The sequence below is a fragment of the Ruegeria sp. CDSB013 genome, from assembly GCF_059611165.1.
Genome location: NZ_JBXWPA010000005.1, coordinates 255,045 through 277,851, shown reverse-complemented (window position 1 = coordinate 277,851; position 22,807 = coordinate 255,045). Strand labels below are relative to the sequence as shown.

General features: G+C 57.0%; 19 protein-coding genes and 1 tRNA gene. 9 read left to right on the top strand and 11 right to left on the bottom strand.

What is annotated here, in order from left to right; translation table 11 throughout:
• Positions 1-25 precede the first annotated feature (25 nt).
• The 4 genes from AC2FJF_RS11635 (at position 26) to AC2FJF_RS11620 (ending at position 4,675) form a co-directional block, all read left to right on the top strand.
• On the top strand, positions 26-1,108 hold the full coding sequence (locus tag AC2FJF_RS11635) for an ABC transporter permease (RefSeq protein ID WP_496725549.1): 1,083 nt from the start codon (positions 26-28) through the stop codon (positions 1,106-1,108).
• A 3-nt stretch (positions 1,109-1,111) separates the two neighbouring features.
• Positions 1,112-2,032: an ABC transporter permease gene (locus tag AC2FJF_RS11630; protein WP_496725548.1), complete on the top strand. Its 921-nt coding sequence runs from the start codon at positions 1,112-1,114 to the stop codon at positions 2,030-2,032.
• A 35-nt stretch (positions 2,033-2,067) separates the two neighbouring features.
• Positions 2,068-3,141, top strand: coding sequence for a BMP family ABC transporter substrate-binding protein (locus tag AC2FJF_RS11625; protein ID WP_496725547.1), 1,074 nt, complete (start codon positions 2,068-2,070; stop codon positions 3,139-3,141).
• A gap of 166 nt (positions 3,142-3,307) precedes the next feature.
• The gene (locus AC2FJF_RS11620) at positions 3,308-4,675 is read left to right on the top strand and encodes an MFS transporter (RefSeq protein WP_496725546.1); all 1,368 of its coding nucleotides are present in this window, start codon (positions 3,308-3,310) and stop codon (positions 4,673-4,675) included.
• A 42-nt stretch (positions 4,676-4,717) separates the two neighbouring features.
• Here AC2FJF_RS11620 and AC2FJF_RS11615 read toward each other — a convergent pair whose 3' ends face one another.
• Both AC2FJF_RS11615 and AC2FJF_RS11610 read right to left on the bottom strand, forming a co-directional pair.
• Entirely contained in the window at positions 4,718-5,950 is a 1,233-nt protein-coding gene (locus AC2FJF_RS11615) for an HlyD family secretion protein (protein ID WP_496725545.1), read from the bottom strand.
• A gap of 3 nt (positions 5,951-5,953) precedes the next feature.
• Positions 5,954-6,334 carry a hypothetical protein gene (locus AC2FJF_RS11610; RefSeq protein WP_496725544.1) on the bottom strand — a complete coding sequence of 127 codons (381 nt, stop codon included), beginning with the start codon at positions 6,332-6,334 and terminating at the stop codon, positions 5,954-5,956.
• Positions 6,335-6,538: 204 nt separating this feature from the next.
• Here AC2FJF_RS11610 and AC2FJF_RS11605 point away from each other — a divergent pair, with 204 nt between their 5' ends.
• The 3 genes from AC2FJF_RS11605 (at position 6,539) to AC2FJF_RS11595 (ending at position 8,660) form a co-directional block, all read left to right on the top strand.
• Complete coding sequence (locus AC2FJF_RS11605; RefSeq protein WP_496725543.1) at positions 6,539-7,606, top strand: NAD(P)/FAD-dependent oxidoreductase; 1,068 nt, start codon at positions 6,539-6,541, stop codon at positions 7,604-7,606.
• Positions 7,603-8,256, top strand: a complete 654-nt coding sequence (locus tag AC2FJF_RS11600) for a DUF938 domain-containing protein (RefSeq protein WP_496725542.1) — start codon at positions 7,603-7,605, stop codon at positions 8,254-8,256. The genes AC2FJF_RS11605 and AC2FJF_RS11600 overlap by 4 nt, the downstream gene beginning before the upstream one ends.
• A 68-nt stretch (positions 8,257-8,324) precedes the next feature.
• Positions 8,325-8,660: a carboxymuconolactone decarboxylase family protein gene (locus AC2FJF_RS11595; RefSeq protein WP_058275472.1), complete on the top strand. Its 336-nt coding sequence runs from the start codon at positions 8,325-8,327 to the stop codon at positions 8,658-8,660.
• Between the two features lie 36 nt (positions 8,661-8,696).
• Here AC2FJF_RS11595 and AC2FJF_RS11590 read toward each other — a convergent pair whose 3' ends face one another.
• From AC2FJF_RS11590 to AC2FJF_RS11570, 5 genes are all read right to left on the bottom strand, one after another.
• The gene (locus tag AC2FJF_RS11590; protein ID WP_108859216.1) at positions 8,697-11,204 is read right to left on the bottom strand and encodes a GcvT family protein; all 2,508 of its coding nucleotides are present in this window, start codon (positions 11,202-11,204) and stop codon (positions 8,697-8,699) included.
• Positions 11,205-11,341: 137 nt separating this feature from the next.
• Positions 11,342-12,589, bottom strand: a complete 1,248-nt coding sequence (locus tag AC2FJF_RS11585) for a hypothetical protein (RefSeq protein ID WP_496725541.1) — start codon at positions 12,587-12,589, stop codon at positions 11,342-11,344.
• Between the two features lie 100 nt (positions 12,590-12,689).
• Positions 12,690-14,096, bottom strand: a complete 1,407-nt coding sequence (locus tag AC2FJF_RS11580; RefSeq protein WP_496725540.1) for an FAD-binding oxidoreductase — start codon at positions 14,094-14,096, stop codon at positions 12,690-12,692.
• A 24-nt stretch (positions 14,097-14,120) separates the two neighbouring features.
• On the bottom strand, positions 14,121-15,914 hold the full coding sequence (gene ggt / locus AC2FJF_RS11575; protein ID WP_496725539.1) for a gamma-glutamyltransferase: 1,794 nt from the start codon (positions 15,912-15,914) through the stop codon (positions 14,121-14,123).
• A gap of 68 nt (positions 15,915-15,982) precedes the next feature.
• Positions 15,983-16,969, bottom strand: a complete 987-nt coding sequence (locus AC2FJF_RS11570; protein ID WP_496725538.1) for a 2-hydroxyacid dehydrogenase — start codon at positions 16,967-16,969, stop codon at positions 15,983-15,985.
• A gap of 138 nt (positions 16,970-17,107) precedes the next feature.
• Between AC2FJF_RS11570 and AC2FJF_RS11565 the strand changes: the two genes are divergently transcribed.
• The gene (locus AC2FJF_RS11565; RefSeq protein WP_496725537.1) at positions 17,108-17,629 is read left to right on the top strand and encodes an SH3 domain-containing protein; all 522 of its coding nucleotides are present in this window, start codon (positions 17,108-17,110) and stop codon (positions 17,627-17,629) included.
• A gap of 1 nt (position 17,630) precedes the next feature.
• On the opposite strand, the gene AC2FJF_RS11560 is transcribed toward AC2FJF_RS11565, so the two are convergent.
• A complete protein-coding gene (locus tag AC2FJF_RS11560) occupies positions 17,631-18,548 on the bottom strand; it encodes a haloalkane dehalogenase (RefSeq protein ID WP_496725536.1) in 918 nt (305 codons plus the stop codon).
• 303 nt (positions 18,549-18,851) lie between these two features.
• On the opposite strand from AC2FJF_RS11560, the gene AC2FJF_RS11555 reads away from it, so the two are divergent.
• Positions 18,852-18,926: transfer RNA gene (locus tag AC2FJF_RS11555), tRNA-Gln, on the top strand.
• 588 nt (positions 18,927-19,514) lie between these two features.
• Here the strand turns inward: AC2FJF_RS11555 and AC2FJF_RS11550 are convergent.
• Genes AC2FJF_RS11550 through AC2FJF_RS11540 form a run of 3 tightly spaced genes read right to left on the bottom strand, consistent with a single transcriptional unit; the run spans position 19,515 to position 22,800 of the window.
• The gene (locus AC2FJF_RS11550) at positions 19,515-21,026 is read right to left on the bottom strand and encodes a mannitol dehydrogenase family protein (protein WP_496725535.1); all 1,512 of its coding nucleotides are present in this window, start codon (positions 21,024-21,026) and stop codon (positions 19,515-19,517) included.
• Positions 21,026-21,799 (bottom strand): L-iditol 2-dehydrogenase, encoded by a 774-nt coding sequence (locus AC2FJF_RS11545; protein WP_496725534.1) that lies wholly within the window; start codon positions 21,797-21,799, stop codon positions 21,026-21,028. The genes AC2FJF_RS11550 and AC2FJF_RS11545 overlap by 1 nt, the downstream gene beginning before the upstream one ends.
• On the bottom strand, positions 21,796-22,800 hold the full coding sequence (locus AC2FJF_RS11540) for an ABC transporter ATP-binding protein (protein ID WP_496725533.1): 1,005 nt from the start codon (positions 22,798-22,800) through the stop codon (positions 21,796-21,798). Before AC2FJF_RS11540 ends, AC2FJF_RS11545 begins: the two co-directional genes overlap by 4 nt.
• Between the last annotated feature and the right edge of the window lie 7 nt (positions 22,801-22,807).

Below are 22,807 nucleotides of genomic sequence, written 5' to 3'. Positions count from 1 at the left end.
GAAGTGAAAACAGGGGAATGAGCGGATGATTGTGTTGGAGAAACGGCCGCAGCCGTCCAAAGCGTGGTCTTACGCGACCCCATTGGTGGCCGTGCTGGCAACCATGGTTTTCGGCGGCATCCTGTTCGCCATTCTGGGCAAGAACCCGATCCAAGCCATTGGCACCATCTTTTGGGAGCCTTTGTTCGGTGAATTCTCGTTCTACTATCGCCCGCAATTGCTGGTGAAAGGTGCTCCGCTAGTTCTGATCGCAATTGGTCTGTCTTTGGGTTTCCGTGCCGGCATTTGGAATATCGGAGCCGAAGGCCAATACATCATGGGCGCTATCTTTGGCGCAGGTACAGGTCTGGCCTTTTATCCGCTGGATGCCTGGTATGTCTTCCCGATCATGGTGATCGCCGGTGCATTTGGCGGTTGGATATGGGCAATGATTCCGGCCTTCCTGAAGGTGCGCTTTGGTACCAATGAAATCCTTGTCTCACTGATGCTGGTCTATGTGGCCGAGCAGTTTCTGGCCTCTGTTTCGCTGGGGTTGCTGAAAAACCCGGAGGGCCACGGTTTTCCCGGTTCACGCAATTTACAAGCTTACGACAGCGCACATAACGCCGAGCTGATCGCGGGATCGGGTATGCACTTGGGTGTTGTTGCGGCCTTTATTGCGGTGATCTTCGCCTATGTCCTGCTGAACCGGCACATGCTGGGTTTTCACATTCGACTGACCGGAGAAGCACCCCGCGCGGCAAAGTTCGCCGGTGTGAACCCCGCACGGTTGATCCTGTTTTGCCTCGGTATGGCAGGTGCTTTGGCCGGATTGGCGGGCATGTTCGAAGTGTCCGGTCCCGCCGGCGTGGTCAGCATCGATTTCAATGTGGGGTATGGTTTTACCGCGATCATCGTGGCCTTCTTGGGACGCTTGCACCCGCTGGGCATCTTGCTGGCCGGTGGCCTGATGGCACTGACCTATATCGGCGGCGAGATCGCACAGTCTCAACTGGGCCTGCCTGCGGCCGCCATTCAGGTGTTTCAGGGAATGTTGCTGTTCTTCCTGCTCGCCTTCGACCTTTTGACCAACTACCGCATCCGTGCGGCCCGTAGCGAGGTAGCCTGAATCATGGACCTTTCAGCAATCAACCCAGTCCTTCTGGTGGCATCATTAATGGTCGCTGCAACCCCCTTGCTACTGGCCGCGATCGGAGAGCTGGTCGTCGAGAAAGCCGGTGTTCTTAACCTTGGCGTCGAAGGCATGATGATCGTTGGCGCAATCAGCGGATTTGCGATCTCGGTCGAGACAGGCTCACCCTGGCTGGGCTTTATTGCGGCTGCCATTGGTGGCGCGGTGCTGTCGCTGCTGTTTGTCCTCCTGACACAGGTCGCGCTTGCCAATCAGGTCGCCAGTGGCCTTGCCCTGACGCTGTTCGGCCTCGGTTTCAGCGCTCTGCTTGGGCAAAGTTATGTGGGTATCAAGCCGCCCAGCATGGGGGACATTCACATCCCTCTGATCAGCGACATACCGGTGATCGGCCCAATCCTGTTCCAGCATGACCCGATCCTGTATGTCGGTATTGCTCTGACCGCAGCCGTCTGGGCCACGTTGAAATACACTCGTGTCGGTCTGATCCTGCGCGCAGTGGGTGAAAACCACGACGCCGCACACGCCCTGGGCTACAAGGTTATCAAGATCCGCATCCTGGCGATCTTGTTCGGTGGCGCCTGCGCTGGCCTCGGTGGAGCCTATATCAGCCTGATCCGCGTTCCGCAGTGGACCGAGGGCATGACCGCCGGTGTTGGATGGATCGCTCTTGCGCTGGTGGTCTTTGCCAGCTGGAAACCATGGCGTGCATTGCTGGGTGCTTATTTGTTTGGCGGAATCACGGTGTTGCAGCTTAATCTGCAGGCAGCGGGCGTTGCCATCCCAGTCGAGTATCTGGCAATGTCGCCCTACATCATCACGATCCTTGTGCTTGTGATCCTTTCGGCCGACAAGAGCAGCGCACCTGCCTCACTGGGCCGGACCTTCCACGCCTCGCACTAGACGGGGCCAATTGAACCAACTTGGGGAGTAACCACATGAAATTCACTTCACTTCTTGCCAGCGCCGCGATGGTGCTGGGTCTGGCGACCGGCGCGGTCGCACAGGACAAAACAAAAGTAGGCTTTGTCTATGTCGGCCCGGTGGGCGACGGCGGCTGGACCTATGAACACGACAAAGGCCGTCTGGCGGTTGAGAAAGAATTCGGCGACAAAGTCGAGACCGTGTTTGTTGAATCCGTTCCCGAAGGCCCGGACGCGGAACGTGTGATGACCCAGATGGCACTGGAGGGTGCTGACCTGATCTTTACCACCTCGTTCGGGTATATGGACCCGACCATCAACGTGGCCAAGAAATTCCCGAATGTGAAGTTCGAGCACGCGACCGGCTACAAAACCGCCCCAAACGTGTCCGTCTATTCGGCCCGCTTCTACGAAGGCCGCGCCGTTCAGGGCCACATCGCGGGTAAAATGACCGAGTCGAACATCATCGGCTACATCGGGTCCTACCCGATCCCCGAAGTGATCCGCGGCATCAACTCGGCCTACATCCACGCCAAAAAGGTGAACCCGGATGTCGAGTTCAAGATCATCTGGGCCTACACTTGGTTCGACCCGGCGAAAGAGGCTGACGCTGCTTCCGTTCTGATCGAACAGGGCGCGGACGTGATCCTTCAACACACCGACTCGACGGCGCCGCAGGCAGCTGCGCAAGAGGCAGGCAACGTGATCACCTTCGGTCAGGCCTCGGACATGAGCGAATATGCCCCCAAGCCGCGCGTATCGTCGATCATCGACAACTGGGCGCCCTACTACATCGCACGCACCCAAGCGGTCATGGATGGGTCGTGGGAAACCGTGAACACATGGGACGGCATCAAGGAAGGCATGGTTGAGATCGGTGAGATCTCGGACGCCGTTCCAGCCGACATCAAAGAAGAAGCACTGGCGATGAAAGCCGCCATGGCCGCGGGTGAATACCACCCCTTCACCGGTCCGCTGAAAAAGCAGGACGGTAGCGACTGGCTGGCTGAAGGCGAAACCGCCGATGACGGTACACTGGCAGGTATGAACTTCTATGTTGAAGGTTTGGAAGGCGAAATTCCGCAGTAAACCTTTACACGAACACGTTGAGGGGCTGGCCATTTGGCTGGCCCTTTTTCGTGTCTATGGGAGCACCTCGCCTAGCCTTAACTAAATACTGTCTTGACGATTGCAGACACGACGGACCTGATGGGGTTAATGCTTTACCTGTCTCAACACGAAACGTAAAAATCCCATGGAGATCAAAGCGCAAGACCACAGCCGCTGGTGGATACTCGGCGCGATGGGTGCCATCTTGGGTGTTATTCTGCTGGACGAAACGGTCGTCAGCGTCGCGCTTCCAACCATCCGCAATGAGCTTGGCCTGTCTCTGCTTGAAGCGCATTGGGTGGTGAATATCTATCTGCTGGTGCTGGCTTGTTTTGCGGGCGCAGCAGGACGATTGGGCGATGTACTGGGCATTCGGCTTTTGCTCAGTGCGGGTTTATTGATATTCGGCTTGTCCTCTGCACTGGGAGGGTTTGCCGAAAGCGGATTTGAACTTCTGACAGCACGCGCCGCACAGGGCATCGGTGCAGCACTGATTTTCCCGCTGTCGCTAGTGGTTCTGATCCAGTCTTTTGACGAAAAGGAACGCGGGCTGGCACTGGGTTTATATGGCGGGATCGGGACAGTATTCCTGTCAATGGGTCCGCTGGTTGGAGGCGTTCTGACCGAATATCTGTCTTGGCGCTGGATCTTCTGGGTCAACCCCCCAATCGTGCTTGTGGTCGCTCTGGTCGCATGGGTTTTCTGGCGGGATCCGCCGCACCAACGGGAGCGCGAGTTCGACCTGAAAGGCCTAATTCTACTGGTGACGGGGTTGGCGGCTATTGTGTTCGGTGTCATGGAGGGCCCGGACAGAGGCTGGGCACAGCCCGAAGTTCTTATGGCCCTGTCAGTGGGTCTTGTGTTTCTGGTGCTATTTGTCCGCGTCGAACAGAGGGCAACATCGCCTCTGATTGCCATCTCCCTTTTTGCCGGCCCCGGGTTTGCTGCTTCAAACATGATCCTGTTCACCGCACAATTCGGCAAGATTACTCTGTTCGTGTTCGGTGCATCCTACTTTCAATCAAAGCTCGGGTTTTCACCGCTGACTGCTGGTGTCGCCCTGTTGCCGATTGCTTTTCCGCAGATCTTCATTGCCCCGATGGCGGGGAAACTTGCTGACAAATTTGGCTCTCGCGGCCCTTCTCTGACAGGTACAGCGCTGGGTACGATCGCCATACTTATTGTCGCACTGGGAATGCACTTAGACGTCGCCGCGCTGATCTATGTCGGCTACTTCCTCTGGGGATGCTGCGTGCCATTTCTGTTTGTCCCCCCAAGGCGGGCCATCATGTCAACGGTACCGCAAGCTCTGCACGGACAGGCAAGTGGCATCTCGATGACATTTCAGCTGCTGGGCGGTACGGTCGGGATGGCCCTTGGCAGTTCGGTATTCGCCATAACCGGCTCGTTCACTCTGGTTTTCTGTTTCGTTGCGGCGTTCGCTGCCTGCGTTCTTGCGTTTGCCTACACGTCCCTCGCCTCAGATAACAAACCCGACCGCCCAGCGGTTTAAGCCTCACGCAGACCGGGTTTGAAATCAAAGCGCTTGAATGGATCAATGCCCCGTCAAAACCAACGTATTCACGGGCATGAGGATCAGACGCAAGCGCAAGCCGGCAGCATGAACAACACCGATTGTGTCGATCACATGCAAGGCAGCGGCGTGCCAGAAGCCCAGATCTTCATGCTCAAGCCGTTCATGGTTATCGGTATAGACATTGGCCAGACAGTTGCTGCCGGGCGGTATGTCATCGGCCATGTCTTTGTACAGCGGCTCCATATAGACCAAAATCGAGCCGGGCATCTTGTTGGTCTGAACATCGCGCAGCTCATCCGTGGGGCGTATCTGGCCGGACGGGATGACATCCTGCACCTCGACCACAACCATCGGAATGACAGTGAAGGGTTTAGTCATGCAGCCCAGCTCTCCGATCATGCCCGGCTTGATGACCTGAGCGGCCATCTGGTTGAATGCAGCCTGAAACCGGTTATGGCCCGAGCTTGACGGAACCAGAATGCCCGCAGGCCGCAGCAAAGGACTGACATAGTCGCCCACCTGCAGGCCGAATTGTTCAACCCGGCCCGTCACACCTGCGCTTACGACTGTCTTGTCCAACTCGGTCAGAGCCGCATCAAGTTGCGCGTTGGCGCTGGCCAGTTGGGCCGGGATCAGTTCTTCGATCTGCTGCACCACAGCGGCACGGCGGGATTGGGACGCAGTAAGCTGCGCCTCACGCTCGGCAACAAGGTTTTCCAGCCGGTCAATCTCGGCCAGTCGCACAGCGCTTGAGCCTTCGTCCCGCAAGGTGGTGTTACGCTCCAAGTCCTCAAGCGATTGATCCAATGCAGCACGCGCGCCTGCGATGCCTGCGTCGGCCTCGGCCAGATCAGTCTCTGCCACTTTCAGTGAGGCCTGAACTTGCGCGATCTGCGCATGCGCGGCCTCAACCTGTGCGGTTTGAGCGAAATCTTCGATCCGGAAAATCGGCTGGCCCGCAGTGACCTGCTGGTTATTGGTGACATAAACCTCGGACACGCGACCGCCGAGCTGTGGAAGGATCGTGACCGTGCGGAAATATGACGCCGCCGTTTTGCTTGCAGGATGGAAGTAGAACAGCGTGGTGATCACCGTCAGCGCAAGAATGGCACAGGTGGTCAGGCCCCAGCGCAGTTCATACCACATGGTGAACAGCGTGATTTCGTGACCTATGCGTTTGCCCTGTACGTAGCGACGAAACAGGTAATCGGGCAGCACAGTGACCAGCGCGCACATCAGTGTCTCAAGCATTTTTTACTGCTCCTGCTGTGCGGTGGTCTGCGAAGGGGCTGCGGCGGCGGGGTTATCAGTGCTTTTATTACCCAGCGATCGAATCGCGTCCGCAATTGCCCGCAAGGGAGCCGCTACATCCGGGAACTGGAAGCCAGCCACCAGTATGGCCGCCACCCAGAACAAGCCGTTATGGGTGAATAGCGCCAACAGTGCCAGGATCCCTACGAGCTGAAACTGAGGGTGATTTGATTCATGCGCGATTTTTTCAGGGATCGAATGCAGGGTGAAATAGCCAACGCCAATCAGCACGATCACCAGAACGGTAAAAATAAACATGAAGGTTAGCAAAAAGTCACTGCCATCCGCCTGCGTGACGTAAGAGGGGATATGCCCCGTGGCCATTGGGTGTAGCTCTGCCGGTGTCACGTTTTTCTCCGATTCCGATGTTGGCCGCACTAAAGACAGGCCAATCTCTATGGTTCAAGTTTACATTGCGGAAATTACGCCTCTTTTCCAATAGTGTTACGCATGCGAAGCTTTGCGCATGAATAAAAGCAGATCTCAAATCCACCCGTTTTGGGGTGATCCCAGGGCGGAGTTTCTAACATGATCGATTTCTTGGTCATCGGTGGCGGCATCGCCGGATTAAGCGCGGGCGCGCGTTTGTCCGAACATGGTCATGTCGTCGTGCTCGAAGGCGAAGACGCGCTGGGATATCACACCTCTGGCCGGTCAGCGGCGTTGTTTGAAAAGGGGTATGGACCACCTTCCGTCAAGACCCTGAATGCAGCGAGCGAAGCTTACCTCAGATCGAACGGCTATCTGTCGCCACGCGGGTTGATGCTGATTGCCGGGCATGATCAACGAGATGAGTTTTTTCAGGATCAGGCTGACCTTCGTCTGTCAGAAATCTCGGTTGACGAGGCCATTTCGCGGGTTCCGATACTGAATCCACAGACTGTTGGGTTTGCCGCCGCCAGCAACGTTGCTTTTGACATTGATACCGACCGGATGATGCAAGATTTCGCACGTGTGATCCGGGCCAACGGTGGCTTGGTTCTGACCCGTCAGAAGGTCAACGGCATCATCAAAGCCCGACACTGGCTTGTCGAAGCGGCAGAAACCTTCGAGGCCCGAGCCCTTGTGAATGCCGCAGGCGCGTGGGTGGATGAGATCGCCATGATGGCTGGCGTTACACCGATCGGCATAGAACCGCGCCGGCGATCTGTGGCCCGTATTCCCGCCCCTGCCGGTCATGACGTGACCGGTTGGCCTTTGATGTTGGGCGCTGGCGAAGGCTGGTATGCGAAACCGGATGCCGGAAAGCTGATCGTTTCCCCTTGCGAGGCTGATCCGACCTTTCCCCATGATGCCTATGCGGACGACATGGTGTTGGCCGAGGGTCTGGCGCGGTACGAAGCGATGGTGACCGAGTCGGTCACAAGGGTCGAGGCGAACTGGGCCGGGCTTCGCAGCTTTGCGCCGGATGGTACGCTGGTCTTAGGACCCGACCCTGCCGAACCCACGTTTATCTGGTCGGCAGCGCAAGGTGGTTATGGATTTCAAACGGCACCGGCGGCCTCACAGCTGGTGGCAGATTTGACGACTGGTGCTCGTTCAGAATTGGAGGCGGCGAGCGTTTCCGCCCTAAGGCCAGAAAGGTTACGTGGATGACGAAACGCAAACTTCCCGCAAATGCCAGCGTGGCGACGGTATCCGATGGGCAAAAATTGGTCGCTCCGGCGGCCAGCAGGAATGCCGACGCGCTGTGTGATTTGCTGGCTCAGTTCGCCCCTGTGTCCGGTCGCGCGCTGGAACTGGCCAGTGGTACAGGGCAGCACGTCGTGGCTTTTGCAATTCGACTGCCCGGTCTGGATTGGCAACCCAGTGAGGTTGAACCTGAACGACGCGCTTCAATCGACGCGTATGCCGAAGGCGTAGAAAACATAGCCCCGGCGATAGAGCTCGATGCGGTCCAACCCGGTTGGCATTCTGTTCACGGGGCAAATGACCTGATCCTCTTGATCAACTTGCTGCATCTGATCAGCTGGTCGGAGGTGGAAGCCTTGGTGACCGAGGCCGCGCTGGCTCTGAACCCGGGCGGTCGGCTAATCCTCTACGGGCCATTCATGCGCTCCGGCCAGTTGACCAGTAACGGAGACCAGAACTTTCATGCTGCGTTGAGCCAACAAGACCCGGACATCGGATACAAGGATGACGCCGACATTCTGGGCCTGCTGCGTCGAGTTCAACTGAGTTTAATTGGTGCTGTTGAAATGCCGGCAAACAACCTGGCATTTGTCGCTGAAAGACCTGCAGTCTGATCAAGATCAAAGTCAGGCAGCTTCCATAAACATATTCACAAGGTGATATGTTTAAAGGAAGCCCACAAATGAACTGGCAAGACAAGCTCTCGGATACGCGCAACAATCTGCGCAACCTCAACGCTGCAATCCCTGATACCGCCCGTGCCTTCGGTGCGCTGGGAAAAACCGTCAAAGAAGGCGGTTCGCTGGATTACAAAACCAAAGAGCTGATCGCTTTGGGTATGTCCATCGCTGCCCGCTGCGAACCTTGCATAACGCTACACACCGAAGCTCTGATCAATGCCGGAGCAAGCCGCGAAGAAGTGTCAGACGTTCTGGCCATGGCCATTCAAATGGGCGGAGGACCGTCGATGATGTACGCGGCCAAGGCGTTGGAATGCTTTGACGAGCTATCAGTATGAAGAAAGGCCCCGGAGATCTCCGGGGCCTTTGCTTAGTCAGCCGTCCTTGCGGATGGTTTCGTTTTTCGGATCATAGGGGCTGTCGCATGTTACGACCGCATCCCACAATTTGTCCTGAAGCTTGACCTTCAGCTTGGTGCCTTCGACCGCCAGATCGGGCTTCACATAGCCCATGCCGATGGATTTCTCGAAGGCCACCGAATAACCGCCCGAGGTCAGACGACCGACGCGTTCACCTTCCGGCGTATACAGCACTTCACGGCCCCACGGATCGGCATCCTCCGGTCCGTCGATCAGCAGGGTGCAGCATTTCACGCGTACGCCAGTCTCTTCCAGCTTGGCCTTGCCATAGAAGTCCTTGGACAGGTCGACAAAGCGCGGCAGGTCGGCTTCCAGCGGGGTCGCGTCGCGGCCCAGCTCGGTGCCGAAGGCGCGATAGGATTTCTCCTGACGCAGCCAGTTCTGGGCGCGGGCACCGACCAGCTTCATACCGTGTTTCTCACCAGCTTTTTCCAGCAGGTCGAACAGGTAGTTCTGCATCTCGATCGGGTGGTGAAGTTCCCAACCCAGCTCACCGGTATAGGCCACGCGGATCGCGTTGACCGGGCACATGCCCAGTTCGATCTGACGGGCCGACAGCCATGGGAAGCGCTTGTTGGACAGTGCGGTTTCCGGATCGGCGTCTTTGATGACCTCTTTCAGAACGTCCCGCGATTTGGGTCCGGCGATGGCAAAAACGCCCCACTGAGTGGTCACGTCCTGGATCTCGATGTAACCGAACTCCTCCATCTTGTCCTCGGCCGCCTTGCGCAGGTAATCGGCGTCGTACTCAGTCCAGGCCCCGGCAGAGACAATGTAGTAGTTGTTCTCGCCGTTACGGACGATGGTGTATTCGGTGCGGGTGGTACCGTGCGAGGTCAGTGCGTAAGTCAGGTTGATACGACCGACCTTGGGCAGCTTGTTGCAGGTGAACCAATCCAGGAACTGGGTCGCACCGGGGCCTTTGACGACATGCTTTGTGAAGGCCGATGCGTCGATCAGGCCAACGCCTTCGCGGATCGCCTTGGCTTCGTCAACGGCATGCTGCCACCAGCCGCCGCGGCGGAACGAGCGGGCATCATGGTCGAAGTTTTCGGGTGCATCCAGCGGACCGAAATAGTTCGGACGCTCCCAGCCGTTAACCCAGCCAAACTGTGCGCCACGCGCTTTCTGACGGTCATAGGCCGGAACAGTCCGCAGCGGGCGGCAGGCAGCGCGTTCTTCATCGGGGTGGTGCAGGATATAGACGTGCTCATAGCACTCTTCATTCTTGCGTGCCGCAAACTCGGTGGTCATCCAGTTCGACGAGTAACGTTTGGGGTCCAGCGAAGCCATGTCGATCTCGGCTTCGCCGTCGACCATCATCTGCGCCAGATAATAGCCGGTGCCGCCTGCGGCGGTGATACCGAACGAAAATCCCTCGGCCAGCCACATGTTGCGCAAGCCAGGCGCGGGACCAACCAGCGGGTTGCCGTCGGGCGTGTAGCAGATCGGGCCGTTAAAATCGTCTTTCAGGCCGGATTCGGCACAGGACGGCACGCGCTCGGCCATTGCCATATACTGGTCTGCAATTCGGTCGAGATCGAGCGGGAACAGATCAGCACGGAAGCTGTCCGGTACACCATGTTCGAACTGCGCCGGCGCGCCATGTTCATAGATGCCAAGTATCCATCCGCCGCGTTCCTCGCGTGCATAAGATTCGTTGTCGGCATCACGGACAACTGGGTGTTCGGGGTTGCCCGCTTCACGCCATTTGACCAGCTCAGGGTCTTTGTCCATGACGATAAAGGTATGCTCGACTGGGATCGCGGGCATCTTGATGCCCAGCATCTTGGCCGTGCGCTGCGCGTGGTTGCCCGATGCGGTCACGACATGCTCGGCGGTAATCACAACTTGCTCGTCAGACGGGATGAGGTTACCGCCCTTCTCGACCATTTTGGTGCAGGTGACTTCCCAGTGAGTGCCGTTCCAATGGAAGGCATCGGCCTGCATTTTGCGCACGATGTCGACACCGCGCTGACGGGCGCCCTTGGCCATCGCCTGCGTTACGTCAGCGGGGTTAATATAACCGTCTTCGGTGTGATAGATCGCACCCTTCAGATCTGAAGTCTCGATCAGTGGCCAGCGTTCCTTGATTTGATCAGGGGTCAGCCATTCATATGCGACATCACAAGTCTCAGCCGTCGACGCATAGAGCATGTATTCATCCATGCGCTCTTGCGTCTGTGCCATGCGCAGATTGCCAACTACGGCAAAGCCCGCGTTCAAACCGGTTTCTTCCTCAAGCTGCTTGTAGAAGTCGACCGAGTACTTGTGGATGTGTGTCGTCGCATAGGACATGTTGAACAGCGGCAACAGCCCCGCAGCGTGCCATGTGGACCCTGAGGTCAGCTCATCCCGTTCGACCAGCATCACATCGTCCCAGCCTGCCTTGGCCAGGTGATATGCAATCGAAGTGCCGACGGCACCGCCGCCAACAACCAGTGCTTTGACTTGGGTTTTCATTACCGGGCGTCTCCCCTTGAATTCAGTTGACACCATATGGCGCATTTGAATGCCCCGGCGCGACATTCATCCGACCAGTGATATAAAGAAAACGACCCGTGCACGGCGCAGAGCGTCGATTTTTCAGGTGAACGGTTTCAGTTGCCCCCGACAGAGCACCGTTTGCTACTGCCCAACGTTGCACAGGATGATTTGCCCAAACCACCCTTCCTGACTTTGACCTCACCCGATGGAGCAACCTGAGGCTGGGGTTCATCCGCTTTTGCGTCGGCGTGGGCCACTTTGCCCATCAATCCCTTAATGAACCCGCCGATACCACCTGTGCTGGCCACTTCGGTTTCCACCTCGCTCAGCGCAGATTCAAGCAGCAAGTTCTGGGTGCGAATGTAAGATAATTGCGACAGCTCCTGATTTTCGAAGACTTCGCCGTTGGTGATGTCCATGACGCCTTCAGAGTTGAAGCCCGAACTGCTTAGCGTGTTCGCCACCAAAGCGGCCGCATCCAGATTTTCCAGCTTTTCCTGACCCAACCTTAGCTGCGCTATTTGCATCGTTTCATAAAGATCGTGCATTTCATCCGCGATCTCGGGCTGCCGGGTCAGAGGGACCTCGATTCCCTTTCCAACAACCAGCGCTGGATGCGGCAACATTGCGTTCAGGCCTGCGTAATCTACCAAGCCAAGAAACTCTCGGATCGTCGCATCGCTGGCATCTGCATGAAGGCGGATTACAACTTCTTGATCAAAGCCGATACGGCCTGTGAACGCGCGATGGTTGGTCTTTTTGGTATCATCCAGTAGATTTCCGGTTGTTTCGATGAAGGCGACGCCGTCGATCACCGCATAGCCTTGTTCGGCCTTCATCCCATCCAGAAACGCGTCCTGCGCGCTCAGCGCCAATCCGGCCAAAGTGTTTCGCGCCGCTTGTGGTTTGAGGGTGATATCAAGCCAGATCAGTTCACCTTCTTTTGCGTAAACAGTGCCTGTCTCATCCAGCTTTCGAAGCGCGCCATCTTTGCCGGCAGCGTTGAGCTGTAGCAATTCGGCTGGCCCGCTGATCGAACTGATAAGGGGCACCGGCCCAAACTCTGAAAGAACTCTGGAAACTGCCTTGATGTCAGACTCGGTCAGGGCAAATTGTGCCCAACCCTCTGGGGGGTTCGGAAGAAAGGACTTTGCACCGGCATCCCATAGCTTTTGACGTTCTCGCGCCGCTTGTTTCACTTCCCGCTCTTTTTGGCTTTGATCGAACCGAGCCGAGATAGTTTCAACATATCCGCTAAGCGAAAGCGTACCGTCAGATTTTTTGTCCTGTTGAAAATAATCTAAGCCCGCAACGACCAGACCTACTATCAACGCAAACCCAATGAACCTTAGCGCGCCCATTATGACCTCAAATTCAATTGCTGCTCATTTTCGCAATTGATAGCCGCAGAATTGGGCGCCCTTGTGGCTTTGAGGCGGAATTCCCAAGGTTGCGCCGTTTCTATGTGTTCGACAGGATCTTTCCGGGGTTCATGATGTTATTGGGGTCCAGAGCCTTTTTGATGGCAGTCATATACGTGACGGCTGGCCCAAGCTCTTTGACCAGATAGGGTTGTTTGCCCTGTCCGATCCCATGTTCGCCCGTGCATGTGCCCTCCATTGAAATGGCCAGATCATTCAGCCACCCGACGAAATCGTCGGCTTTGTTGACCTCGTCCGCGTTTTCCATGTCGATTAGTAGTAAGGAATGAAAGTTTCCATCCCCGACATGCCCAACCACGGGGGCCATAAGCCCTAGCTCACGCGCTTTGTCCTGAGTCGCTGTGACGCACTCTGCCAAACGCGAGATCGGGACGCAGACATCGGTGGAGATTCCCCGGGCGCCCGGACGCAGTTGCAAGGAAGCCCAGTACATATCATGCCGGGCCTGCCAGAGTTTATTGCGTTCCTCAGTCGTTGAGGTCGCCGCGAAATCGGTGCCACCGAACTCTTCCGCGATCTGGTTGAAGGTTTCGGACTGCTCGACCGCACCGTTTTCCGAGCCGTGGAACTCGAGCAAGAGCAATGGCGTTTCCGGCAGGCTCAGCCCGGAATAGGCATTGGCAGCCTTGACCGACATTTCATCCAGCAGCTCAATCCGCGCCACCGGAACACCGTACTGGATCGTCATCATGACAGCCTGACAGGCCGCATCCACCGATGGGAATGAACAACGGGCAGAGGTGATCGCCTCGGGGATGCCCTGCAGGCGCAAGGTAAGCTCGGTGATGATGCCCAACGTCCCTTCGGCCCCGATCAGCAGTCGGGTCAGGTCATAACCGGCCGAGGATTTCTTGGCCCGGTGCCCGGTTCGGATGATCTGCCCATCCGGCATGACCGCCTCAAGACTGAGGACATTGTCCTTCATCGTGCCATAGCGAACCGCGTTGGTCCCGGACGCCCGCGTCGCCGCCATTCCACCCAACGAGGCATTCGCGCCGGGGTCGATCGGAAAGAACAGGCCCTGATCCCGCAAATGGGTATTCAGGTCTTCGCGCGTCACACCCGGCTGTACGACGCAATCCAGATCACTCGGGTTCACAGCCAGCACCTTGTTCATCTGGGTCAGGTCAACCGAGATACCACCAGCAGGGGCGTTCACGTGACCCTCCAACGATGTACCCGTACCAAATGCAATCACCGGTACCTTGTGCGTGGCGCAGGTTTTGACGATCTCGGAGACCTCTTCCGTGGAATGCGGAAAAACCACAGCATCCGGGGATTGGTTTTCGATCCAGGTGGTCGTGTGACCATGTTGTTCCCGGATTGCCTGACCGGTTTGCAACCGGTCACCAAACTTTTGTTTCAGGATGCCGACAGCTGCCTCGATCCCCACTTCGTTTCGCGGCAAAGCAACTGCCTGCACCATGGTCTTCCCCTTTGAAACGCCGGGTTATTCGCCCAGCGCAATTCCTTCACGACGTGGATCGGCACCGCCGATCAGAACGTCCCCGATCTCAATCGCATGCAGGCCCGATGTCAGATCGCGCGGGTTCACTTCAAAACCCAGCTCAATCAACGCGTCCGAGAACCCTTCGGCCGCGGTTCCTTCTTCCACGTCATAGGTGCCAAAACGGTTGACGAGGTGCGGCAGTGACAAGGCCTGCTGCACATCCATGTCCCAATCCGCCCAGGCGATGATCGACTTGGCAACATAGCCGATGATACGGCTGCCGCCCGGTGATCCGATGGCCAGAACAGGTGCGCCGTCCTGCATAACAATTGTCGGGCTCATCGACGAGCGTGGGCGTTTGCCCGGCTCCAACCGGTTGGCAATCGGCACACCGTCACTGTGGGTCTTGAACGAGAAATCCGTCAGTTCGTTGTTTAGAAGAAACCCGTTTGTCATCAGTCGTGAACCGAACCCGTTCTCAATCGTCGTCGTCATCGACAGGACGTTTCCGTACTGATCAACAATCGAGATATGCGAGGTCGAGGGTAATTCGATCGAGACATCGTCGGCCCAATTCGACGCATGATCGAACTCGGGATTTCCCGGCGCGACCTCTGTCAAGGCGGCTTCGCCGCTTAGCAGTGCACCGCGATCCGACAGATAGGCAGGATCCACCAGTCCCTGCGTTGGCATAGGAACAAAATCATGATCGGCCATGTAGCGACCGCGGTCGGCAAAAGCCAGACGCGAGGCATCACCGATCAGGCGCCATGCATTGGTGTCTTCGGGGCCCATTTCAGCCAGATCATAGCCGTCCAGCATGCCCAGAATCTGACCGACAGTCAGCGCGCCTGACGATGGCGGGCCCATGCCGCAGACCTCATAGGCGCGATAGGTTGCGCACACTGGTTCACGCTCGATCACCTGATACAGCGCCAGATCAATTCCCGACAGAACGCCCGGGTTACCTTCGGCGTTGCGTACGGTGCTGACGATGCCAGCGGCAATCTCACCGCCGTAGAAACCGGCTGAGCCTTCCTCGGCCAAAATACTCAGAGTTTCGGCATAGGCCGGGTTGGTCAGGCGTTGCCCCTGCTCAAGCGGCTTACCATCGGGCAGGAAATATTCTGCGGTTGCAGGAAAGCGCGACAGGCGTTCGGCATCCTTTTCGACCAGGCCAGCAAGGCGCGGAGATACCAGAAAACCGTCGTCCGCCAGAGCGATGCCATCGGTAAACAGGCTTGGCCACGGACTGCGCCCCCATCGCCGGTGCGCCTCTTCCAGCAAGGCCGGTGTCCCAGGTGTACCCACTGACAATCCGCCGACAACTGCATCAAAGAACTTCAGCGGTTCGCCGTTTTCGTCGTGGAACAGCCTGTGGTTCGCCTCAAGCGGGGCCGTTTCACGCCCGTCCAGTGTGGTCAGCTTGCCCGATGCAGCGTCATACCAAACCAGAAATGCGCCGCCACCAAGGCCCGAGGATTGTGGTTCGACAAGCCCCAGCACAACCTGAACGGCGACCATTGCATCAGCCGCCGACCCGCCAGCGCGCAAAACCTTTGCGCCAGCTTCAACCGCCAATGGATTCGCGGCAGTGACCATCCAGTTTTCAGATGTGACCGGCTGCCCTGCCATCTTGGCCTCAAGCGCAGCGATCACCTCTTCGGTCAGGCCTTGCACCTGCCCCTCGGACGCGCCTTCGGGCGCAACGGCGTCCGCCGTTTCCTGAGCAGTCAATGGTCCTGCCAGCACCACCGCCGACAGCAACACTCCCGAAATCAGACTTCGTTTCATCGTATCCTCCTGAAAATATGCGTGTTAAAATTTGGCACCGCCCGCATCAAAACACGGGAAACACCTGATCAAAGCATTGCGGGGACCACCTGATCCGGTGGGCGGTGACCGTCTTCGAAAGTCTTGATATTTATAATAACTTTCTCGCCCATTTCGATCCGACCCTCTAACGTGGCCGACCCCATGTGAGGCAGCAGGACAACGTTTGGTAACTGTCGCAATCTTGGGTTCACATCCGTCCCATGCTCATAGACATCCAGGCCCGCGCCGGCGATTTCGCCCGAGCGTATCCGACGTGTCAGAGCGTTTTCGTCGATCACCTCACCCCTTGATGTATTCACGATAACGGCTGTCGGCTTCATCAATTTCAGCCGCCGCGCATTCATCAAATGGAAGGTAGACGGTGTCGACGGGCAATGGACCGAAATCACATCCATCCGCGCCACCATCTGATCGAGGCTTTCCCAATAGGTCGCCTCCATCTCTTGCTCGGTTTCGGGGCGAAGTCTGCGGCGGTTATGGTAGTGCACCTGCATCCCAAAAGCACAGGCACGGCGGGCCACGGCCTGACCGATACGTCCCATGCCCAAAATGCCCAAACGCCGCCCTCCGATACGCCCGCCCAACAAGGCATTCGGCGCCCACCCGGTCCAATCGCCTTTTTGCATGACAGACAGACCCTCGGGAATTCGACGGGTCACAGCGAGAATCAGTGCCATGGTCATATCAGCGGTATCGTCGGTCAGCACGCCCGGGGTGTTCGACACCAGAATGCCCCTCTGACGCGCGGTCGAGACATCGATATTGTCGACCCCCGCCCCGTAATTCGCGATCAAGCGCAGGTTTTCACCCGCCTGCCCCAAAAGGCCACCGTCGATCGTATCGGTTACGGTTGGCACCAGAACATCGGCGGTTTTCACGGCCTCCACCAGTTCTTCACGGGTCATCGGGTTGTCATCGTCGCGCAATTGCACATCGAACAATTCGCTCAACCGGGTTTCAACCGCCTCGGGCAACCGTCGCGTAACGACAACACTCAGACGTTCTCTTGACACCTCTGCACTCCCACTGCTTTGCAAACCTTTGCGCGCCATGTCATCGTGGCGCAGGATAAGGCGGGGCACAAGAACCCCATAGGCATTGAGTCGACCTTTTTTCGAAGCAAGATCAACAGGCACAAGAGCAGACAGTAAGTGAGTGGTTTTCTACCCGTAAAACGCCTTGTTTCGGCGGCATTCGCTGTTTTCCTGACGGTGTTTGGTGGCTTGGCTGCCAGCGCGCAGGACAAGCGTGGCCAAGTCACCAACCTGCCCCTTCCACGGTTTGTCTCGATGAAAGCTGCTGAGGGCAATGTGCGCCGCGGCCCATCCCTGACTCACCGAATCGATTGGGTTTTCAAACGGCGCGGCATGCCACTGCAGATAACGGCAGAATACGGAAACTGGCGCAGAGTTCAGGACCGCGACGGAGCAGGAGGATGGGTCCACTATGCCCTGTTGTCCGGTGTTCGAACTGTGTTGGTCGACGCCGAATTGCTGACCGTTTACACAAGCCCCGATGCAAACGCGCCGATCAGCGCACAGTTTGAAACGGGCGTTGTGGCGCGCCTGGGAAGTTGTTCGCTGGACTGGTGCCAGATTTCTGCGGGCGGGTATCGCGGCTGGGCACAGAAAACGAACCTCTGGGGCGTCGACCCAGCCGAAATCCGAGAATAACCTAGTCGGATCGGGGTGTGCGCGCGATGAAATCGCAGGTCAACTTGACCAGTTCCGGACCAACGTCTTCTTGCAAAAAATGTCCCGCATTCGGCAAGATGACATGAGGCTGCCCCACAGCCCCCGGGCACATTTTCTGGAACACAGAATCAATCCCCGCCATGACCTGATCATCGGCCCCGAAAGCTGTGAGGACAGGCGTCTTTAGCCCTCGGATCACCTCCCACGCCTGCCGGTTCGGACCCGAGGACGGATCATCAGGCGTCGCTGGCACCAGCATGGGAAACTGCCGCGCCCCGGCTTTGTAGCTTTCATCTGGAAAAGGTGCATCATAGGCCGCGATAACGTCTTCTGACAGGGGCGATACAGTTCCACCTTTTAGAATTCCACCGGCCGGAAATACCGGGACCTCCTGGCTAAACCTGCGCCAGTTCTCGAACGCCTCGCCCATTGGCTGATCGCCGGTCGGCAGCGCCGTGTTGGCAATGACGATACGCGCGAACCTGTCGGGCATCTCTGCCCATAACCGCAGCCCGATCAACCCGCCCCAGTCCTGGCAAACCAGAGTGATGTTGCGCAGGTCCACCTTGCGCAGCCACTCACCCATCCAAGCCACGTGGCGTTCATAAGTGTAGTCACTTCGTTCAGTTGGTTTGTCGGATCGTCCGAATCCGATCAGGTCTGGCGCAACCGCGCGATGTCCCTGCGCGACGAATCCCGCAATCATGTGGCGGTAAAGGTAGGACCAGCTTGGCTCGCCATGCATCATCAGTACGTGATCAGCCTCGGCTGGCCCTTCATCCACATAATGCATCCGCAACTGGCCGCCTTCGGTGTCATCCACCTGCGTGTAACTCGGTGCAAACGGGTAATCTGAGAGCTCGTCAAACCGAGTATCTGGCGTACGTAGAAACTTCATTCTCTTCCCTTTCAGAGTTTCCAATCTGAGCGCCCTGCCATCAATGCGCGCATCCAGCTCTTCGCGAAACACTGGATTTCAAATCCCCGCCGTAAGATCAGGCCAATGGGCTACTCATTCCGCATACATTCTGCAGTGCTTTCAGACGACCCGATCTCAGCAAGATCGAACACCTTACCTATGAAAACAAGCCACTCTCAGATCTTCGATTAGCGCCTTCAGATTTTTTTTAATCCGCACTCATTTTTTTACCCGAAAGGTCTTGAACCCACCGATCAACAATCGTAGACAGCGCCTCACCGTTGGGGTGTAGCCAAGTGGTAAGGCAACTGTTTTTGGTACAGTGTACCGTAGGTTCGAATCCTACCACCCCAGCCACTTTCCATGAAAAATTCAATAAAATCAGTGGATCGGTTTAAAATAGATGCTGGCACGATTGCCCGGCTGTCGCGTGATTGCCAAACAGCTAACGTGAACCAAAGCCCCTTTGGGCAAACGAAAAAACAATCAAACCGGTTCTCAATCTCGTTTCTGTCTGGGCGAAGCAAGACTCACGTCCCTCCCACACCTGCATTGGGGATCCCTGCTCCAGTGCCCGGGGAAAAAGAAAAGAAAAGAAAATTATCATCGAACCTACAACGCCAGCAACGCTGGGCGCCATCCACGCCATTTCACGAGAGATTGTTCGAAGCCAATTCGAATTGTTACTCAGCAACTTCTCTTATCCAGCCTTCGATGCTGAAGCACAAATCTCGCACCTGCGCGCCGAGCTCGAACACCTTCAAATCGAGATACGGGGCAGTGACTTATCGCGCCCTGTTCGGATCGCAAGGGAAGTTGCAGCAAAGATTGGAGGGCAGGCTGTGCATCCTATGGATGCCGAAGCAGCAAGGCAATTTGCGACAACCCTTAGCCGGCGAAAAAAGAAAGATGTGTCCGCAATTGAATAACCTGAGTGACACTAATTTAGTGTGGCATTGAGCCGTTAGAGACATATTCAGTTAAAACTGCTCGACTGCCACTCTGCCAGATCCCGGTTAGCCACCAGGCAAAGGCTTCAGAAAACTTTGTGCCGCGGCCAAATTCACCGCCATATTGGCTTTGTTCGAGCCAAAGCTGTGGGTCGGCTTTGGACGCCTGTGCGGTTTTATGTAGTTTCTCCCATTGGGGGTCATTCGGGGCGATTTCGGAGCCATCTTCACGAACACCTACGCACATCCGGCACCAGAATGCTTCGGCCAACGCGAGCCCATTTACCGAAGAGCCAGACGCAGTTGCTGCGCGCAGCGACGGTAGTAGGAACCCGGGATGTCGCGCCGACCCGTCAAATGCGACCCGACGTGTTGTATCGTGAATGGCAGTGTTGGCAAATCGCCTCTTAACCAACCCGAGGTACTCTTTTGCTGTCGTCCCGGGAACAGCTTCGACATGAGGCAAAATCTCTTCTGTCTGAACTTTTCCGAAAAACGCCACGATGTCCGGGTCCCGCATGCAGTCTGAAATCGTGGGCACATTCAGAATCTCGCCGACATTTGCGAGCAGCTGGTGACCTCCATTTAATATGCGCAGTTTCATCGCTTCGTAGCTGTGGACGTCCTGCGTCAGTGTTACTCCGACCTCTTCGAGGGGCGGTCGCCCGGCGCAGAAATCGTCCTCAATCACCCATTGGCGAAAGTTCTCATGCGTGACTGGTACGCGGTCGTCGACGCCCAGTGTGCGGCATTGCAATACGACCTGCTCGGTCGTTGCGGGCACGATGCAGTCAACCATCGAGTTTGGGAACGCGCCATTCTGATCGATCCAATCGGCCAGATCCGGGTCGGATAGACGCGCCAAACCAACAACGCAGGTTCGCAGAATTCCACCGTTGCCCTGAAGATTATCGCAGCTGAGCGCAGTAAAGGGTTTCAAGCCATTTGTACGCCGTTGCCTGAGCGCCGCGACAATAGCGCCGAAAGCTGTGCGCGGCTGGTCCGGGTTCTCGGCATCGTGACGAATGTCTGCGTGATCCGTATCGAACGCATCAGTGTTGGCGTCCGGAAAATATCCACCTTCAGTTACAGTCAGCGACACAATTCGTATGGCAGGGTCCGCCATCGTCCGGATAAGCGCGGCATTGTTGTCTTCGATTGGAAGGTAGTCGATCATCGGACCAATCACTTCGGCGGACATTCCTTTTGGGTCCAGTTCGATCAGCGTTGTCAGGCAGTCCTGCGCCAGCAGTCGTTCTCGCATGTCGGCGTCATAGCTTCGGACACCGGCCCCGATGATTGCCCAGTCATGGGCCTGGCCCAACTGCATCAACTGGTGAACATACCAAGCCTGATGCGCGCGATGAAAATTGCCAAGTCCGATATGGACGATGCCGGGCGTCAGATCCGAACGCTCATACACCGGGGTTCTGACCGTCGCAGGCAGGTCTGAAAGGGTATTTCGCCGTAACCATACAGGAGGGTTTGCATTCGCCACAGGATCCATCAGCTCATCCAGTTTCCGCCATCGACATTGTAGGTTTGTGCGACGATGTACTTGGCATCGTCAGAAGCCAGAAACACGGCCATCCCGGTCAGATCTTCGGCGCGGCCCATTCGGCCAAAAGGAACGGCTGCAGCCACTTCGCGTTTCTTCTGACCCAGTGGTTTGCCTTCGTGCTTTGCGAAAAACGCATCAACACCATCCCAGTGCTCGCCATCGACAACACCAGGGGCAATCGCATTCACGTTGATCCCGTGAGAGATCAGGTCCAGCCCGGCCGATTGGGTCAAGGATATGATCGCGGCTTTGCTGGCACAGTACACGGCGACCAATGGCTCGCCCCTGCGCCCGGCCTGCGACGCCATGTTGATGATCCGACCTTTGGTTCCGCGATCAATCATGTGGCGCGCGACGGCCTGCATCGTAAACAGCGCGCCAGCAACGTTGATGTCAAAAACGCGATTGTAGTCAGCGCGCTCAATTTCAACGATTGGAGCGGCGGAGAAGATGGCCGCATTGTTGATCAGAACGTCAATTGGGCCAAAATGTGCCGCCGTTCGAGCAACGGCGTCTTCAATGCTTTGTTGGCTGGTCACGTCCATCTCGACGGCCAACGCGGCTGCGCCGATCTCAGTTGCAGCGCTCTGCGCGCGCTGCATGTCTATATCGGCGATGGCGACGCGTGCGCCCTCCGCCACATAAGCCTTGGCAAACGCCAGTCCAATGCCTCTCGCTGCCCCGGTGATCAGGGCGGTTTTGCCTGCCAGGCGCGTCATTCGATCCGCAAGCCTTTCGCGTCAAACCGGTGGATGACATCCGGTCGTGGTGTCAGATGGATTCGGTCACCGTGGCGAAAGTTAACCTCGCCATCTGCACGGACGGTGATGGTCTCGGCCAACCCTGTTTCGTGGACGTGGAAGAAAGTGTCCGAACCAAGGTGCTCAGAAACGCTTACGACGCCGGACCAGTCTCCTTCAGATTCAGACACCGCAATGTGTTCAGGGCGAATTCCGATGGTTTGGGAACCGAGCTTTTCCGCTTCGGGGCCTTCGATGAAGTTCATCTTGGGCGAACCGATGAAGCCTGCAACAAACAGGTTGCGCGGCGTACGGTACAGCTCCAACGGGCTGCCTACCTGTTCGATCACACCTGCCTGAAGCACAACGATCTTGTCGGCCATAGTCATGGCTTCGACCTGATCGTGGGTGACGTAGATCATCGTAGTCGCCAGACGTTCGTGCAGTTCGCTGATTTCCAGCCGCATGCCAACGCGCAAGGCGGCGTCCAGGTTCGACAGCGGCTCATCAAACAGGAACGCAGCCGGTTCGCGTACAATGGCCCGACCGATGGCCACCCTTTGACGTTGCCCGCCAGACAGTTGGCCGGGACGGCGATCCAGGTAGTCAGTCAGGTTCAGAACGCTCGCCGCACCTTCGACCCGTTTGTCGATCTCGGCCTGGTCCAGTTTCGCCATGCGCAGCGGAAATGCGATGTTTTTGCGAACGGTCATGTGCGGGTACAAGGCGTAGGATTGGAACACCATCGCCAGCCCGCGTTTGGCAGGCGGCACGTCTGTTGCGTCGGCGCCGTCAATGTCGATGGAGCCAGAGGTCATGTCTTCCAGTCCCGCAATCAGTCGCAGCAGAGTGGACTTGCCGCAACCCGAGGGGCCGACAAATACGGTGAACTCGCCATCTTCGATGGTCAGATCCAGCGGGGGAATGACCTCTACGTCGCCGAAGCTTTTGGTCACGGACTTGAGTTGAATACGTCCCATACGAAGT

Coding starts and splice junctions, on each gene's coding strand:
- AC2FJF_RS11605 (WP_496725543.1), top strand. CDS start 6,539: ATGATCGATTTCTTGGTCATCGGTGGCGGCATCGCCGGATTAAGCGCG.
- AC2FJF_RS11545 (WP_496725534.1), bottom strand. CDS start 21,799: ATGACGCGCCTGGCAGGCAAAACCGCCCTGATCACCGGGGCAGCGAGA.
- AC2FJF_RS11635 (WP_496725549.1), top strand. CDS start 26: ATGATTGTGTTGGAGAAACGGCCGCAGCCGTCCAAAGCGTGGTCTTAC.
- AC2FJF_RS11560 (WP_496725536.1), bottom strand. CDS start 18,548: ATGAAGTTTCTACGTACGCCAGATACTCGGTTTGACGAGCTCTCAGAT.
- AC2FJF_RS11600 (WP_496725542.1), top strand. CDS start 7,603: ATGACGAAACGCAAACTTCCCGCAAATGCCAGCGTGGCGACGGTATCC.
- AC2FJF_RS11610 (WP_496725544.1), bottom strand. CDS start 6,334: ATGGCCACGGGGCATATCCCCTCTTACGTCACGCAGGCGGATGGCAGT.
- AC2FJF_RS11580 (WP_496725540.1), bottom strand. CDS start 14,096: ATGGTGCAGGCAGTTGCTTTGCCGCGAAACGAAGTGGGGATCGAGGCA.
- AC2FJF_RS11620 (WP_496725546.1), top strand. CDS start 3,308: ATGGAGATCAAAGCGCAAGACCACAGCCGCTGGTGGATACTCGGCGCG.
- AC2FJF_RS11590 (WP_108859216.1), bottom strand. CDS start 11,204: ATGAAAACCCAAGTCAAAGCACTGGTTGTTGGCGGCGGTGCCGTCGGC.
- AC2FJF_RS11615 (WP_496725545.1), bottom strand. CDS start 5,950: ATGCTTGAGACACTGATGTGCGCGCTGGTCACTGTGCTGCCCGATTAC.
- AC2FJF_RS11550 (WP_496725535.1), bottom strand. CDS start 21,026: ATGGATCCTGTGGCGAATGCAAACCCTCCTGTATGGTTACGGCGAAAT.
- ggt (WP_496725539.1), bottom strand. CDS start 15,914: ATGAAACGAAGTCTGATTTCGGGAGTGTTGCTGTCGGCGGTGGTGCTG.
- AC2FJF_RS11585 (WP_496725541.1), bottom strand. CDS start 12,589: ATGGGCGCGCTAAGGTTCATTGGGTTTGCGTTGATAGTAGGTCTGGTC.
- AC2FJF_RS11595 (WP_058275472.1), top strand. CDS start 8,325: ATGAACTGGCAAGACAAGCTCTCGGATACGCGCAACAATCTGCGCAAC.
- AC2FJF_RS11625 (WP_496725547.1), top strand. CDS start 2,068: ATGAAATTCACTTCACTTCTTGCCAGCGCCGCGATGGTGCTGGGTCTG.
- AC2FJF_RS11540 (WP_496725533.1), bottom strand. CDS start 22,800: ATGGGACGTATTCAACTCAAGTCCGTGACCAAAAGCTTCGGCGACGTA.
- AC2FJF_RS11630 (WP_496725548.1), top strand. CDS start 1,112: ATGGACCTTTCAGCAATCAACCCAGTCCTTCTGGTGGCATCATTAATG.